15 protein-coding genes are annotated in these 16,282 nt (G+C 45.9%); 11 read left to right on the top strand and 4 right to left on the bottom strand.

Annotated features, from left to right (window positions below):
- Window positions 1-240: 240 nt before the first annotated feature.
- The 5 genes from J7E78_RS03430 to J7E78_RS03410 all read left to right on the top strand — a co-directional run bounded on the left by J7E78_RS03430 (window position 241) and on the right by J7E78_RS03410 (window position 4,469).
- Window positions 241-975 (top strand): TetR/AcrR family transcriptional regulator, encoded by a 735-nt coding sequence (locus tag J7E78_RS03430; protein ID WP_251034792.1) that lies wholly within the window; start codon window positions 241-243, stop codon window positions 973-975.
- Between the two features lie 158 nt (window positions 976-1,133).
- Window positions 1,134-2,003: an NAD(P)-dependent oxidoreductase gene (locus J7E78_RS03425; protein ID WP_215074931.1), complete on the top strand. Its 870-nt coding sequence runs from the start codon at window positions 1,134-1,136 to the stop codon at window positions 2,001-2,003.
- A 28-nt stretch (window positions 2,004-2,031) separates the two neighbouring features.
- Window positions 2,032-3,084, top strand: coding sequence for an LLM class flavin-dependent oxidoreductase (locus J7E78_RS03420; protein WP_215074930.1), 1,053 nt, complete (start codon window positions 2,032-2,034; stop codon window positions 3,082-3,084).
- 57 nt (window positions 3,085-3,141) lie between these two features.
- Window positions 3,142-4,095: an alpha/beta hydrolase gene (locus tag J7E78_RS03415; protein ID WP_215074929.1), complete on the top strand. Its 954-nt coding sequence runs from the start codon at window positions 3,142-3,144 to the stop codon at window positions 4,093-4,095.
- 116 nt (window positions 4,096-4,211) lie between these two features.
- Window positions 4,212-4,469, top strand: a complete 258-nt coding sequence (locus J7E78_RS03410; RefSeq protein ID WP_251034791.1) for an ROK family protein — start codon at window positions 4,212-4,214, stop codon at window positions 4,467-4,469.
- Between the two features lie 130 nt (window positions 4,470-4,599).
- Here the strand turns inward: J7E78_RS03410 and J7E78_RS03405 are convergent, their stop codons facing one another.
- Window positions 4,600-5,439, bottom strand: a complete 840-nt coding sequence (locus J7E78_RS03405) for a helix-turn-helix transcriptional regulator (RefSeq protein WP_215074928.1) — start codon at window positions 5,437-5,439, stop codon at window positions 4,600-4,602.
- A gap of 135 nt (window positions 5,440-5,574) precedes the next feature.
- Here J7E78_RS03405 and J7E78_RS03400 point away from each other — a divergent pair, with 135 nt between their 5' ends.
- Window positions 5,575-6,996: a family 43 glycosylhydrolase gene (locus J7E78_RS03400; protein ID WP_215074927.1), complete on the top strand. Its 1,422-nt coding sequence runs from the start codon at window positions 5,575-5,577 to the stop codon at window positions 6,994-6,996.
- A 183-nt stretch (window positions 6,997-7,179) separates the two neighbouring features.
- On the opposite strand, the gene J7E78_RS03395 is transcribed toward J7E78_RS03400, so the two are convergent.
- Complete coding sequence (locus tag J7E78_RS03395; protein WP_215074926.1) at window positions 7,180-8,100, bottom strand: helix-turn-helix domain-containing protein; 921 nt, start codon at window positions 8,098-8,100, stop codon at window positions 7,180-7,182.
- Window positions 8,101-8,351: 251 nt separating this feature from the next.
- On the opposite strand from J7E78_RS03395, the gene J7E78_RS03390 reads away from it, so the two are divergent.
- From J7E78_RS03390 to J7E78_RS03375, 4 genes are all read left to right on the top strand, one after another.
- Window positions 8,352-9,227 (top strand): fumarylacetoacetate hydrolase family protein, encoded by an 876-nt coding sequence (locus tag J7E78_RS03390; RefSeq protein ID WP_215074925.1) that lies wholly within the window; start codon window positions 8,352-8,354, stop codon window positions 9,225-9,227.
- A 21-nt stretch (window positions 9,228-9,248) separates the two neighbouring features.
- Complete coding sequence (gene gucD, locus J7E78_RS03385; RefSeq protein WP_215074924.1) at window positions 9,249-10,715, top strand: alpha-ketoglutaric semialdehyde dehydrogenase GucD; 1,467 nt, start codon at window positions 9,249-9,251, stop codon at window positions 10,713-10,715.
- 16 nt (window positions 10,716-10,731) lie between these two features.
- Window positions 10,732-12,708 (top strand): YjhG/YagF family D-xylonate dehydratase, encoded by a 1,977-nt coding sequence (locus J7E78_RS03380; RefSeq protein WP_285229343.1) that lies wholly within the window; start codon window positions 10,732-10,734, stop codon window positions 12,706-12,708.
- A 61-nt stretch (window positions 12,709-12,769) separates the two neighbouring features.
- On the top strand, window positions 12,770-14,386 hold the full coding sequence (locus tag J7E78_RS03375) for a glycoside hydrolase family 43 protein (RefSeq protein WP_215074923.1): 1,617 nt from the start codon (window positions 12,770-12,772) through the stop codon (window positions 14,384-14,386).
- 192 nt (window positions 14,387-14,578) lie between these two features.
- Here J7E78_RS03375 and J7E78_RS03370 read toward each other — a convergent pair whose 3' ends face one another.
- Complete coding sequence (locus J7E78_RS03370; protein ID WP_215074922.1) at window positions 14,579-14,935, bottom strand: DUF3221 domain-containing protein; 357 nt, start codon at window positions 14,933-14,935, stop codon at window positions 14,579-14,581.
- Window positions 14,936-15,415: 480 nt separating this feature from the next.
- On the opposite strand from J7E78_RS03370, the gene J7E78_RS03365 reads away from it, so the two are divergent.
- The gene (locus J7E78_RS03365; RefSeq protein ID WP_215074944.1) at window positions 15,416-15,577 is read left to right on the top strand and encodes a helix-turn-helix domain-containing protein; all 162 of its coding nucleotides are present in this window, start codon (window positions 15,416-15,418) and stop codon (window positions 15,575-15,577) included.
- A gap of 31 nt (window positions 15,578-15,608) precedes the next feature.
- Here the strand turns inward: J7E78_RS03365 and J7E78_RS03360 are convergent, their stop codons facing one another.
- Window positions 15,609-16,223, bottom strand: coding sequence for a TetR/AcrR family transcriptional regulator (locus tag J7E78_RS03360; RefSeq protein WP_215074921.1), 615 nt, complete (start codon window positions 16,221-16,223; stop codon window positions 15,609-15,611).
- Window positions 16,224-16,282: the final 59 nt, after the last annotated feature.

The raw sequence follows: 16,282 nt of genomic DNA, 5'->3' as shown, positions 1-16,282 counted from the left end.
TTTTTGGGCGGCTTGTCTCCGAACGAATACCGAAGAGCTGTATAACAAGAAAGATACCTTAGCACGTCATCCGGGCTAAGGTATCTCAATGAACTAATTTTTGTTTTTTTAACTGTCTACTTGACAGGGAGCGGTTCACACTGCACAAGAGATCTTTTTGGTGTATAACAAAGTGATTATGAGAATCGCATTACATCATCATGGCAGAATAGAGCATGAATCCATTAACAAATTACTGTTATGTTGATACCAGCCCAAGGCCGGATTTTCATTGTTGTACAGCACCAGATTTCCGTCAGTTTACATGAGGATCACATTAACAATCAACAATCTGCAAGATTCTTTTTCTGGACTGATCAGTTCAGATATGTTATATTTCTGAAACGGGAGGTGTTACTTATCGCCAGGACTAAAGAATTTGACAAAAATCAAGCGTTACACCAAGCAATGTTGTTGTTTTGGAAAAAAGGATACGAGGCTGCTAGCATACCGGATTTACTAGAAGTGATGGGCATTAGCCGATCCAGCCTTTATGATACGTTTTCCGACAAGCAAACCTTGTACAGAAATGCCCTGGAGCATTATAAAAAAGGGAGTTCCAATAAGCAGACTATTCTTGAACAAGCATCAAACGTAAGAGATGGAATTCTTCAATTTTTTGAGTATCATATTGCTTCGGCATACGATACCAGCCTACCGGGCGGATGTTTTGTAACGAATACAGCTACAACATTGGAGTCACCAGATGAACAGATAAATGCCTTGATACAGACTAGTTTTTCGGATTTGGAACAAGCATTTTGTGAGCTTTTGGAGAAGGGCCAACAATCGGGAGAGATAGATAAAACCACAGATATCAAAACATTGTCTTATTTATTGCTGAATTTACATCAAAGCATAAATATTATGGCAAAAACAGGTCAAAATCCAGAACGTGCAAAAGAGATGATTAGCTTTGTAATTGCAGGGATATAATTTTTTTTAGCAATATTGGAATGAATGTTCCGTTATTGTAGTCCTCATATTTTGAAGGTACCATTTGAAGAGTATCTGTAAGACCATAATTTTTTTGATCATTCTGGAACATTCATTCCGTTATTGAAACAATCTATCATGAATAAGGAGATGAACCAATGAAGGTATCGTTTATTGGACTTGGAAATATGGGGCTTCCAATGGCACAAAACCTGTTGAAAGCGGGTTATGAATTAGTCATCTTTAATCGGACTCCTGAAAAAGTTGAACCATTAATAAAACAGGGAGCACGTTATGTCCAAACACCACTAGAGGCAGTGAAAGAAAGCAATCTTGTAATTACCATGTTATCTGATGATGCTGCTTTGAGAGAAATTGTTGAGGGACCAAATGGAGTTCTGAACGGATTATCTGAAAATGGAATTCACGTATCTGCAAGTACGATCAGCGTAGATCTGGCTCGGAAATTATCCGCTTTGCATGCGGAGAGACACCAACATTTTGTGTCTGCCACCGTAATGGGGCGCCCGGACGCCGCTAAAGCAGCTACATTGCGCATTATTTTAGCTGGTCCGGAACATGCAAGACAACGAGTACTTCCCATGTTAACAGTACTAGGTCAAGAGATATTTGAGATTGGGGATCATGGCGAACAAGGTAACATTGTCAAAATAGGCGTTAACTTTCTAATTGCTTCAATGCTGGAAGCTTTGTCGGAAGCGCAGCTCATGGTTGAAAAGCACGGCATTAAGCCGTCCCGATATATGGATGTTGTGAATGCTCTTTTTCAATCTCCGGTATATCAGAACTATGGAGCGATCATGGCTGAACAGCGCTTTGAACCAGCAGGTTTTAAAATGAAGCTCGGGTTAAAGGATGTTGCATTAGCTATCGAGGCAGCCAAGTCAGTTCAAGCTCCACTACCTTTAGGTCAGCTTATTCATCAACACCTCTCTGAAGGAATTACCCATGGTTATGGTGAGTTGGATTGGACGGCTTTAATCCGTTGTCTTGAGCATTCCTCTTAAGGAAAGAAAATATAAGGAGAGATTAATTATGGAAATAGGTGTTACTTCATTCGTAGAAACAAAGCCTGATACTAAGACCGGAGTTGTGATGAGTCACGCACAGCGATTGCGAGAAGTCGTGGAAGAAATCGTCCTTGCAGATCAGGTAGGACTTGATGTGTTTGGCATAGGTGAGCATCATCGTGATGATTATGCAGCATCTTCACCAGCAATGGTGTTGTCCGCTGCCGCGCCCCTCACAAAACGGATTCGATTGACAAGTGCTGTGACGGTCCTATCTTCAGCAGATCCTGTCCGTGTGTTTCAGGATTTTGCCACGCTTGACGGTCTCTCCGATGGACGTGCCGAGATTATAGCGGGTAGGGGTTCCTTCATTGAGTCCTTTCCACTGTTTGGTTATAACCTGCATGACTACGAGGATTTATTTAATGAAAACATTGAACTGCTTCTTAAATTACGGGAATCCGAGAAAGTAACATGGAATGGAGGCCATCGACCAGCGATACATAATCTGGGGGTATACCCGCGTCCTGTTCAGAATTCTATACCTGTATGGATCGGTAGCGGAGGTACTCAGGAGTCTGCCATACGTGCTGGAATTCTAGGTCTGCCACTTGTTCTTGCAATTATCGGTGGTAATCCAACGAAATTTGCGCCACTTGTAGAACTGTATAAAAAGGCGGCAACTCATGCTGGTCATGATGTATCGCAGCTTCGGGTAGGTTCACATTCTATCGGATTTGTTGCAGAAGATACGGAAAAAGCCGCAGAACTCTTTTTCCCGTCCACTCAGTACGGCATGAATAAACTCGGCAAAGAGCGGGGGTGGGCATATTACGACCGTTCCAGCTATGACGCTGCCCGCAGCTCTGATGGTGCGTTGTATGTAGGGGATCCGGAAACAGTTGCTCAAAAAATTATTCATCTTCGCAAGCATGTAGGAATTACACGTTTCATGATGTATGTTCCCTTAAGCACGATGCCGCATGAGTTGGTAATGCGGGCTATAGAATTGCTCGGTAAAGAGGTTGCACCGCGAGTACGAGAGGAAATTTCCAAGTGGGAAGCTGAAATGAGATAAGAATTAACTAAAAAAACATAAATGAACGAATTCATTATTATATTTGGAGGAATTATCATGAGTATTGAGACACATATATTACCAGAATTGAGAGAGGTATATTCACAATTTCCAGGGTTTGAGTTGGAGAAAAATTTAGAGTGGAGTAGAAATCTAGTGTCGGCTGCATCGGTGAGAAAATCAGAGCATGTAAACACAACCAGCCGGAAAATTATGAGGGACGGAGGTGAGATGCTGGTCAAAATATACGAACCTGCCAACCGAACGAATGATTTACTACCAGCCATGTTATGGATTCACGGGGGCGGATACGTGTTGGGACATCCCGATATGGATGACAAATTGTGCGAGCGTTTTGTTCAGACAGCAGAATGTATTGTCGTATCAGTGGATTATAGGCTCGCTCCTGAGCATCCATATCCTGCGGCGATTGAAGATTGTTATGCTGGATTGGTATGGATGACGGAGGAAGCAATAATGCTTGGTATTGATGTGAATCGGGTTGCAATTGCCGGTGCTAGCGGTGGCGGAGGACTGACAGCAGCACTCGCGCTGATGGCACGTGATAAAGGAGGTCCGTCTATCATCTTCCAAATGCCATTGTACCCGATGTTAGATAATCGTAACATCACGCCATCTAGTCATGAGATTACAGAAGAGGGTTCAATCTGGAACCGAACGGACAACGTAGCTGCTTGGAATATGTACCTTGGTGAGGAGATCGATGTCAGTGGAAGTTATTCTTATGCTGTACCTTCGAGAGCAGTGAGCTTGGCCGGATTGCCGCCAGCCTATACTTGTGTAGGTCAGCTCGATCTATTCCGGGACGAGACAATGGAGTATGTGGCACGACTAGCACAAGCAGGTGTGGATGTTGAATTTCACCTCTATCCAGGTTGCTTCCACCTTTTTGAAATTCTTGCTCCAGAAACAGAAGTGAGTCAACGCACTGTTAAGGGGTATATGGATGCAATGGCTCGGGCACTTCATCCCAATAGAACCCTTAAATAAGGATTGATGCATCAAAACCTTTGAACTTAAAGAAAATTTATGTCCAGAAGTCACTAAATTAGTGACTTCTTTTGTTTGGAGATATAAGTAAAGATAAATAATTCAAAAAGTTCAAAATGGGGTTAAGCTCCAGGATTCCAATCAGGAAGACTCTCGGATTTGGTCTTTCCAATGTAATCAATCTGTTCAATCCAGAAGTTGGTGGAGGAATGTCGGCAGCAGGTGATCGATTGCTGAATACAGTACGTGACACTGTTGAGAATCATGCGTTAAAGCTTTCATCCCGTGCATGTAAAATAGTGCAAGCGAAATTAGGCGGGCAAGCAGGGATGATTGGTGCGGCTGCATATGCCAAAAACAAGATGTCATTATAAAGTATCACAATATGATAATAGATCAATTATGCTTGAGAATATGTCATTGCATCATACAGTCTAAAACCTTAACTTAAAATGACAGCAGAGAACGCTAACAACCTCGATGACGTTTATACCGATTGAATGGCTAAGGTATGTATAAACGTCCATTAGACAGAGTGGGAGAGTGAGATTTATATCCCAATTCTGTTATGTCAGCCGGGCTCTTATGTCGTTTATGAAACTGTTTAGGCGAGGAACCGGTCATTTGTTTGAATTGCCTGCAAAAATGCTCGACATTACGGTAACCGCATCGATCAGCAATCTCTGCAACCGTATACAAATGATGTCTGAGATATTCTTTGGCCAAACGTATTCGGCTATGAATAACATCCTCCATACACGAGAGACCAAACGATTTCTTGTACATCAACTGCAAGTACCCCGGACTGACGTTTATGATCTTCGCCATTTCTGATATTGTCCAAGGATGGCTGGGATGGTTATGAATTGCCGTTCGAAGCTTCAACAGAGGATAGTGCTGAGGACTAATATCCTCTTGGACACAAGACTCAAGCAATTTATTGAACAAGGTTCGCAGCAGGCAATTGATGGACGATTCCCGGTAATCGTTCTGAAAAGAATGCTCTGCAACAAGCAATTGGAACAGTTTATGACAGTATTCCGGATCATCCAGCGGGAAAGGTGTGCCTGGCTGAAGGGAGGTATCGCTTACAAACGGTTCATCACTTTCAAAACGAATCCAATCATTTATATAGCGCTCTGAACAAGCTCGATAATATATTTTTTGATACGGTTTGAAAAGTACAGCACAATGAGCCGGGTATTCCTTGAGTTGTCCATCAACCCAGAACTGGGCAGGGGTCTGTGTAATGACTAATAGCCAGGCATCATGCCCTTCAGGGATATCAAAAACAAAATGGTTCTGATGTACCGCGTCACATTCCACGTAAAAAATAGATGTCATGGTTCATCCCCTTTCTCTTTAAGTTGTAGAAAAGAATAGTCAATACACTACTTAAGCTATTTTCTATTATACGAGAGTTATCTTCATTTCATAGAACGAATGTACTATTACGATTATATGAGGAGTGTAGCTGGAATGAACAAGCAGGGGTTAAACCCATATCTTCCATCCTGGGAGTACGTTCCCGATGGAGAGCCTTACCTGTTTAACGACAGAGTTTATGTATACGGATCACATGACCGGTTCAACGGACATGCCTTCTGTCTGAACGATTATGTATGCTGGTCTGCACCCGTGAATGACCTTGGGAATTGGAGAAATGAAGGGGTGATCTACCGAAAAACAGATGACCCGTTGAATCCAAATGGCCATATGTGCCTGTATGCGCCAGATGTTACGTTGGGTCCCGATGGGCGGTATTATCTGTATTATGTGCTGGATAAGGTACCCGTTGTTTCGGTGGCTGTATGTGATGCACCTGCCGGCAAATATGAATTCTATGGTTATGTACAATATGACGACGGCACTCGTCTGGGCGAAAGAGAAGGGGACGAGCCCCAGTTCGATCCCGGCGTAATGACTGAAGGACAGCACACTTATCTGTATACCGGCTTCTGTGCGGCCGGAGACCAATCCAGACATGGCGCGATGGCCACGATGCTAGGTCCGGATATGCTGACGATTGTGGAAGAACCTGTATTCGTAGCACCGAGCGAGCCTTACAGTGAGGGCAGCGGTTATGAGGGCCATGAATTTTTTGAGGCGTCTTCCATCCGGAAGAGAGGTGATACCTACTACCTGGTGTATTCCTCCATCGTTATGCATGAATTATGTTATGCCACCAGTCGATTTCCAAATAGAGGATTTACATATCAGGGCATCATCGTAAGCAACTGTGATCTCCATATCGACTCCTACAAACCTGCTGACAAACCCATGTATTATGGTGGCAATAACCATGGCAGCATTGTGGAGATCAACGGAGACTGGTATGTCTTCTATCACCGCCATACCAATGGGGACGCATTCAACCGACAGGGCTGTATGGAGAAGATATCTTTTGAAGGGGACGGCAGCATTCCTCAGGTGGAAATGACCTCCTGTGGTCCGAGCGGGAGACCGCTTGAAGGAAAAGGCGAGTACCCTGCATATCTTGCATGTAATCTTTTGACCCAGGAGGATCAAAGGTATACTGGAGGTTTCGGGGCAGGAGCCTGGCTGGACAGCCGCTTTCCGAAGATAACCCAGGATGGAAGAGATGGTGATGAAGAGATCGGTTATATTGCCAATATGGTTGAATCCGCAACGGCAGGGTTTAAGTATTTTGATTGCAAAGGGATTCGCCAAGTCTCGATTAAGGTGCGTGGATATTGTAACGGGGTATTCGAGGTCAAAACAGCATGGGACGGTCCTGCACTGGGTACAATCCCGGTACATTTCACCAATCATTGGAAACCCTATTCAGTCGAGATGACCATTCCGGATGGTATACAGGCTTTGTATTTTACATATCGGGGTTCGGGAAGTGCGAGCCTCGCTGCATTTATTTTAGCGTAAAAGTTACAGCAGAACATCGTCCACCTGAGAAAGATAGAGCAGCTTCTGGACATCCAGCAGCTGCTTTTTGTATTGGTTAGCTTCCTGCGGCTCAGAGATTGTTGCCTCTCATGGTCGTAACACTCTTATTGGAATGGTCAGGTGGCTCTAGGATTACAGAGATTCTCTCAAGATTTCGAAAAGTTAAGTATAGTCATCTGAATGTGTGGCTTCACCATTCTGCTGCGAATGGCTGCGAAATTCACTTGGCGCGATGCCTGTCCACCGCTTGAACTGGCGGCTGAAATGCGCATTAGTCTTATACCCCAGCATCATCGCAATATGGTCTATGTTCAGGTCGGTTTGTTTTAACAGCCGCTGAGCTTCGTTCAGAAGGGTTTCAGATAGAAACTTGCGCGGAGCGATGCCGTATACCTGCCGAAAAATACGATTAACCTGTGACGGGCTAATGCTCAGCGACTTGGCAATGTCCTGAATCCAGGTTCGCTCACTCTCCTGAATTTCCCCGTGAAGATGGATATATCTTATTGAATCCTCAATGTGTTCAGCAATCTGATGGGCAATGGTTTCTTTTCTCGACAACGTAACGGAGGCTTGTTGAGATAACTGGCCGACCAGGGAACCGAGCAGTTCAAACACGGCGGCATGTACCTTCATTTGTTTAGAGGAAGATAGCGAGCTAGACAAATGTTCTGTAGCCAGACCATACAAGGTAGACAGAGAAGAGGACAGCCCCAGAGCCAAATTCGAATTTGCCGGATAATAGATGTCTTTGCAACGGTTAAGTTCTCTGCAAAAGGATGTATCGTGTATGCTGAAATGCACGGAAAAATAAGTGAACCCCTCCGGTCCGGCTCCGGTGCAAGAATGGGTCATACCAGGCCGGATGAACAGAAGGTCGCCAACCGACTGACGATAAGACTGCCCGTTGACAACCATGTTCATCTGCCCGTCCATCATCCAGTGCACTTCATACATTGAATGTTCATGAGACGGATAAGTCCAGCTGGAATCTACTTTTCTTGCATGCAGCCCCAATAATTGAAAAGACATACGAACATCGGGCAGACGACCTAAATACACAGCATCCGAAAGCTTGGTCACAGCAAACCAACCTCCTCATCCTTCTATACTCCAACATCTTATTATTTCGTTATATCCACTAAACTCAGAATGCACACAGAGACGAGAGAAGAAGTAAGTCATCTTTGATTCATCTAATCTAACCTCATCTTAACAGAAAAATAATGCGTGAAAAGGGTAAATCGTCGGAGTGATTAGAACATCGTCATGAACCATAGCGAGTGCTATGGTAATATTATCAACCCGATGGGGAAAAATGGAGGCAAGCTTGAATGAGAATTATTCGATTTCTGGACGGACAACAGAAGTGGCTGGCAGCCGTTACGGATGATGAACAAGCGTATCGTTTGCCACAAGCCGATTTTATGACTTTGATCTATCAAGCAAGAAAGCAGGGGATATCTCCAGTTCAACTTGTTGAAAGCGCTTTTAAACCGTTAAACAAGTTAACTGACGATTGGACTTCCCTGCATCTAATCACTCCATTGGAAGCTCCGGAAGTATGGGCGGCAGGTGTTACGTATCAACGCAGCAGGGAAGCGAGAAATTATGAAGCTACGGAAGGCAAGCTGGATGCAAAGACCTTCTACGATAAGGTATACGATGCGGAAAGACCCGAAATCTTCTTTAAATCCACGGCAGCACGAACGGTAGGTCCGAATGAAGCCGTCACGCTCCGAAGCGACTCCAATTGGCAGATCCCGGAGCCGGAGCTGGGGTTGGTGCTTGCCGCGGATGGCAGCATTGTGGGATACATCGTTGGTAATGACATGAGCTGCCGCGATATTGAAGGGGAGAATCCGCTGTATCTGCCGCAAGCAAAAATGTGGCGCAATTCCTGCTCGATAGGTCCGGCCATTCGTCTAGCGGAAACGGTGCAGAATCCATATGCGTTCAACATCGTCTGCGAGATATATCGTGAAGGTGAAATAGTTGTCAAAAGCGAGGCAAGCACAAGTGAGTTAAACCGAAAACTCGATGAGCTGGTCTCTTTTCTGGCTAGAGATAACGATCTCTTTGACGGTACGGTGTTATTGACAGGCACAAGCATTGTGCCCCCTAATGATTTTACACTTGCACCAGGGGACCGCATTGAAATATCCATTAGCGATATCGGGACACTTATTAATCCAGTCATTTCAAACTAATGTACAAGGAGGATGAATGCGATGACCACATTTCAGATAGAGCAGACATACAGCAATTACATTAACGGAGAATGGGTGAAGGCGATATCGGGTGAGACCGAACCGAGCATCAACCCGGCGAATCGGAAGGAGGTAGTTGGTTACGTACCCACCTCCGGCGTAGAGGATCTGAACCGGGCTGTTGCAGCCGCGAAGGAAGCAGCAAGACATTGGCGGAGGTTATCGGGTGTGGAACGCGGTAACTATCTATTTCAGGCAGCCAATGTGCTGGAACGCCGGGCCGATGAGGTTGCAGAGGCGATGACCAGGGAAATGGGCAAAACACTCCCTGAAGCCAAAGGAGAGACACTGCGTGGTGTCGCGATCTTAAGGTATTACGCTGGAGAAGGCATGCGAAAAACTGGTGATGTCATTCCATCGACGGACAGCGAAGCGCTGATGTTTACAACCCGCGTACCTCTTGGCGTAGTAGGAGTTATTGCTCCTTGGAATTTCCCGGTAGCCATTCCGATTTGGAAAACGGCTCCGGCCTTAATATATGGCAATACGGTTGTGTTGAAGCCTGCTCAGGAAACTGCGGTCACGGCGGCTAAAGTAATGGAGTGTTTTGAAGAGGCGGGCATTCCGGCAGGCGTTCTTAATCTGGTATGCGGCAGAGGCTCAGTGATCGGATCTGCACTTGCTGAGCATCCGGATGTGGGTGGAATAACGTTCACAGGCTCCAATGAAGTGGGTAAACAGGTCGGCGGCGCAGCACTGGCACGTGGGGCCAAGTATCAACTTGAAATGGGTGGGAAAAACCCGATTATTATCGCGGCTGACGCTGACCTGGATTTGGCTGTGGAAGCCACGATCAGCGGTGGGTTGAAATCGACCGGGCAAAAATGTACGGCCACCAGCAAGGTCATTATTGAACGAAAAGTATACGACGCCTTCAAAGAAAAACTGCTCTCGCAAATCCAGGAAATCCGGCTGGGTGACGGCATGACTTCTGGAAGCTGGATGGGTCCATGTGCAAGCGAAGGACAGCTCAATACCGTGCTGAGTTATATTCAAAAAGGCCAGGATGAAGGTGCCGTTCTGCTCGCTGGCGGAAAAAGAGGGGACGGTCCGGGACTGGAAGAGGGATTCTATGTACAGCCGACCGTATTTGAAGGGGTCGAATCCCATATGTCCATTGCACAGGAAGAAATCTTTGGCCCGGTTCTGGCCTTAATTGCGGTAGATTCCCTGGAGGAAGCGATCGAAGCGGCTAATGACAGCGATTACGGCTTAAGTGCTTCCATCTATACACAGAACGTCGGAGCCATGTTGTCTTTCATCCGGGACATGGATGCGGGACTGGTCAGAATTAATGCAGAAACGGCCGGCGTAGAGCTGCAGGCTCCGTTCGGCGGAATGAAGATGTCAAGTTCACACTCAAGAGAACAGGGGCAAGCGGCTATCGAGTTTTTCACGGCCATCAAAACGGTCTTCGTGAAGTCATAAACTGTGGGAGGCTACCATGTACGAACAGATTACGTCGATTATGGGAGAGACCGCATCCAACTGCTTCGATATCATAGCACATGCTCCAGGGGCTGCCGGACGTCTTCCTTTAACGGATGATTTACTGCGGAATGCTCCAAGCGGCGACTTGTTTGGCATGTCCCAGAATGTTGGAATGGGCTGGAAGCCTGGGGAATTGAACGGAAAACAATTTCTGATCTTAAGTACACAAGGTGGCATACGTAATGAAGACGGCAGCCCGGCAGCACTCGGTTACCATACGGGCCACTGGGAGGTCGGCCTGCTGATGAAGGCTGCCGCAGAAGAACTGTCAAGCCGAGGAGGAATCCCGTTTGCTGGATATGTCAGCGATCCGTGTGACGGCAGATCACAGGGGACAACCGGCATGTTTGACTCGCTTCCGTACCGGAACGATGCCGCTATGGTATTTCGCAGACTGATTCGCTCGCTGCCAACGCGTAAAGGCGTGCTTGGTGTCGCCACTTGTGACAAAGGTCTTCCAGCGATGATGCTCGCGCTTGCCGGCATGCCGCAATTGCCTGGCGTAATCGTTCCCGGTGGCGTCACACTTCCGCCTACCGATGGAGAGGACGCCGGGAAAATTCAGACCATCGGTGCACGGTACGTCAACGGGGAACTTTCTCTGGAAATGGCGTCGGATTTAGGATGCCGAGCTTGTGCTACACCGGGAGGAGGCTGTCAGTTTCTAGGTACCGCAGCTACGGCCCAGGTTGTAGCAGAGGCACTGGGTATGACAGTGCCACATGCCGCGCTTGCACCTTCCGGGCAGCCCATCTGGATTGAAATGGCGCGCCAATCGTCACGTGCACTCATCCATATGGAGTCTCAGGGGATGAGGATGGAAGACATTGTCACGGATGCATCCATTCGCAATGCGATGACCGTTCATGCCGCGTTTGGCGGATCGACCAATCTGCTTCTTCACATACCAGCGATTGCCCATGCCGCCGGTTTAACCATACCCACGGTACAGGACTGGATACAGGTCAATAAAAATGTTCCAAGGCTGGTTAGTGCCCTGCCAAACGGACCGATCTTTTATCCGACCATACGTGTCTTTCAGGCAGGAGGTGTACCGGAGGTCATGCTACACCTCAGACAGCTTGGTCTGTTGGATGAGTCTGTACCAACGGTTACAGGTACTTCATTGGGTCAGGTACTGGACTGGTGGGAATCGTCGGAACGCCGTCATCTCATGCGGAAGCAGTTAAAGGAGCAGGACGGCATCGATCCGGACAGTGTCATCATGAGTGTAGAACACGCTCAGCGGCTTGGAATCTCATCGACCGTAACATTTCCAACCGGGAATATCGCTCCAGAAGGTTCTGTCATCAAATCCACCTCTATTGATCCAGCTGTGCTGGATGAGCATGGCGTATACCGTCATCGTGGCAGAGCAAAGGTGTTTACCACCGAACGTGAGGCGATCCATGCGATTAAGACCGGAGGTATTCTGGCTGGCGACGTTGTTGTGCTTCTAGGGCGAGGTCCATCGGGAACCGGAATGGAGGAGACGTACCAGCTTACATCTGCGCTTAAACATTTGCCTTTTGGCAAATACGTGTCACTGATTACGGATGCCCGGTTTTCCGGTGTTTCCACCGGAGCGTGTATTGGTCATGTTGGCCCCGAAGCGCTGGCAGGCGGACCGATTGGCAAGCTGCGGAACGGAGACCTGATTGACATCGCGGTTGATCGTAATACGCTGGAAGGTAGCATTAACTTTGTCGGAGAAGGCAATCTGGAGTTTTCGCCAGAAGAAGGCGCTCTCATCCTGGCACAAAGGCGCTTCCACCCGGATATGAGGCCTGATGAAGCTTTGCCGGATGATACAAAGCTCTGGGCTGCATTGCAATCGGTCAGCGGTGGGACTTGGAGAGGGAATGTATATGATGTAGAGCGGATCGTAACCGCCCTGGAAGCCGGCAAAAAAGCGCTGGGCTGGTACTGATATCCACCTTTTGTGTATCTGTGTTGTACAGATCATTACTTTCATACCGGAGGTTTCTTCCATGAACATGATCAAGAAAATGATCACCAATCCCATCCTCCCCGGATTTCATCCAGATCCGTCTATATGCCGGGCGGGAGAAGATTATTATATCGCTACGTCCACCTTCGAATGGTTCCCCGGTGTACGCATCCACCATTCCCGGGATCTGATTCATTGGCGACCAATCACTTCACCGCTGACTCGTGCAACGCAGTTGAACATGGAGGGCAACATTAATTCCGGAGGTGTATGGGCACCCTGTCTTAGTTACGACAACGGTGTGTTTTACCTGATCTACACCGATGTCAAAAGCCGGGTAGGCGCTTTTAAAGATACCCACAATTACCTTGTGACAGCAACGGATATCGAGGGCCCTTGGTCCGATCCGGTGTATCTGAACAGCAGCGGTTTTGATCCTTCCCTGTTTCATGATGAAGACGGGCGTAAGTGGCTGGTCAATATGATATGGGATCACCGTAAGGGCAAAAATCGGTTTGCAGGCATCGTTCTTCAGGAATATTCCGTCCAGGAACATAAGCTGGTCGGGCCAGTCATGAACATATTTAAAGGAACAGCATTAGGACTGACTGAAGCACCACATCTGTATAAACACAAGGACTATTATTATCTCATTACGGCCGAAGGGGGAACCGGTTATGAGCATGCGGTTACCGCAGCACGTTCCCGTACGTTACAAGGCCCTTACGAGGTTGATCCTGCCAATCCAATCCTTACTTCATACGGCAGGCCGGATTTAGCTCTGCAGAAGGCAGGCCACGGCAGTCTCCTCGAAACGCATACCGGCGAATGGTACATGGCTCATCTGGTCGGACGCCCCGTTCAACAGAAGTTTTGCATTCTTGGACGTGAGACCGCACTTCAGCCCTGTGCGTGGAGCGAGGACGGCTGGCTGAGACTTGCGAGCGGTGACCGATATCCGGAGGTTCAGGTGCCTGCCCCGTTGATCCCGTCAAACCCGTTTGAGCCGATTGCTGAAATGGATCATTTCGATCACTTCGAGCTTCGGCATGATTGGAATACACTTCGCATTCCACCCGATTCGACTTGGGTCAGCTTGACGGAACGTCCCGGTTACTTGCGCTTGCACGGCATGGAGTCGATGAGTTCAACGCACAGGCAAAGCATGATCGCAAGAAGACTTCAGGCCTTGGAGTGTGAAGCCGAGACGAGTCTGGAATTTGCGCCGGATCATCCACAGCAAATGGCAGGATTGATTTTGTACTACGATACCCAGGACTATCTCTACTTACGTGTAACTTATCATGAAAAGAAAGGGCTCTGCCTGGGGATTATTCAGTCCAAATACGGGGTATACGACGAACTGCTGGAGGATATTCCGCTAGAGTTGGTGAGCACGCTCCGTTTAAAGGCTGTGGTGGATCAAGATCGCGCCCGCTTTTACTATGCGTTAAATAGTGATTCATCCTGGAATACAGCAGGCGAGTGGGTTGATATCACACATCTGTCCGATGAATCTCCGGAGTATATTCGGTTTACGGGAACCTATATCGGTCTTTGTGTGCAAGATCTTGGCGGAACCCGAAGACATGCCGATTTTGATTACTTTGTGTATAGAGAAACAAAGTATGCAGCTGGTGTATTGGAAAACATGTGACGGTCTTTTTGGAAGGATCTGCGGGCCGGTCGGATTTAAACTCTAAACTTTTGTAACCAAAATGATAAAAAGTCCTTACATCCGCTCGAAACGTTAAGGTCTTTTTATCATTTGGCAATAGAAAAAATCGTAGCCTATATATTGTAATGAGGAAATTATAGAAAGCTTAAAATAGTTGATATTTAGTATGTTTTAATTGATTTGTTCAATACTCACAACCGTTCTAATGGGTGGCGAGGGTTCTAGTTGGTCTAAGCCAGCAGTGATTCTTACTCTTTGCCCTACTTCAATTGTTTCATATTTCTCTCTATCGACCAAATAATAGGAAGCTTCCTGGTCTTGTGCTAGTTCTATAAAATCCTCAAGATTTCCATTCTCCAATTCTTCCTTACTTATATTTTGTAGTACAAGAAATTTGTAGTTGTCATTTTCATCTGTTTTAAATACTACAGTGCCCTCGAAAACTGGATAATTCTCTTTCTCATCCTTGTTAGAACAGCCAGCAAGTATAATCATACTAATGAAGATAAACAATATTATTTTTTTCATAATAACCTCCTTGATTTGAAATAAAGTTTTCCCCTTGCTTTTAAGTATACCCTACATTAAAAAGCAAAAAAGAGGTCACGGCGATGTAATCTAAGGAGAGAATCAGATGTATCTAAAAGAATTCGATTTGGATTTACCGTATATTGTAGATGATGAAACTAATACTTTTAGAGAAGATTATATCAGAACAACCAGATGAATTTGCCTATGCTAGACATTTAGGTGAACTTACATGGGTATCTGATATTGAAGTTGCTTTGAATAATAAAAATGGCACTGAAAAATTTTCTGTAACCGTAGAACATTAATTATTATGCCGCTAAAAACATTGTCCAGCTGGTGTCATGGTCTCTGTTATTATTGGGCATGCATGTACCTTGAGGATTTTATTCCTCTCGTGTAAATGCATGCCTGTTTTTTTATTTGTGCTGTAAATCCCTTGTGATTTTGCGTCCCGTTGGTGTCTGAGCGAGGCCGCCGCTGGCGGTCCAAACTGGGGCAACACTTCATATTCATATCAATACTTTGTATCAGCGTATTCATAAAATCGAAGAGATTCTGGGCATGTCCCTGAGTAATCAGGAGCTTCTGCTCCATCTGCAACTGGCCTGTTATCTAAGGCAGACATATCGTTCATCATGATGTTCAAAAGTTCAAATCAACTTACTTGAGATCATGATTCAAACGTGTTACCGACATAATGAAAAGAGTGAATATGCGTTTTGGTAAGATCAATCACGTTTTTGATAAATACCTCACGTGATTCACGATATCCGCTTAATATCCAATTGTTTAATAGTCCAAAAAAACCGTAGGCAGTATAGTACTTGAAATAATCCATATTAACTGGGGAGTTGTTGATCGTCTCAAAGACAAATTGCTCCTGATAGATTTTGAGTATGGTTTGTGGAAAGCCTGTATGTAAACCAGGTAACGTATCATCGTATTGAATCAGTTCGAAGAAGTCACGGTGTTCATAGATATAATCCACGATTTGAAAAGATTCGGCATCAAGCTTGTTTGTTGAAACCTTTTGACCGTGCCAATAGGGTTTACCTACTGCACCCCTCAATCCTTCAAGTGTCATACTCAACAATTCTTCGGCGAGAATATATTTATCCTGGTAGTGTAAATAAAACGTGCTGCGATTGTAACCCGCCTGATCAACGATGTCTTTGACAGACACACCATGGAAGCCTTTTTTCTTAATGAGCTGAATCAGTGCGGTTTTTAGGTGCTCTTTGGTTCGATTACGATGTTGAGAAGTCACAATAAGTTCATTATTCATTCAAAAAAACTCCTATAAATATAGACATAGTTTTATTAAGTGTCTACGAGGTAGACACT

It is taken from the genome of Paenibacillus polymyxa, assembly GCF_018614975.1.
Classification (GTDB): Bacteria; Bacillota; Bacilli; order Paenibacillales; family Paenibacillaceae; genus Paenibacillus; species Paenibacillus polymyxa_E.
This window is presented reverse-complemented; position numbering and strand designations above follow the sequence as displayed.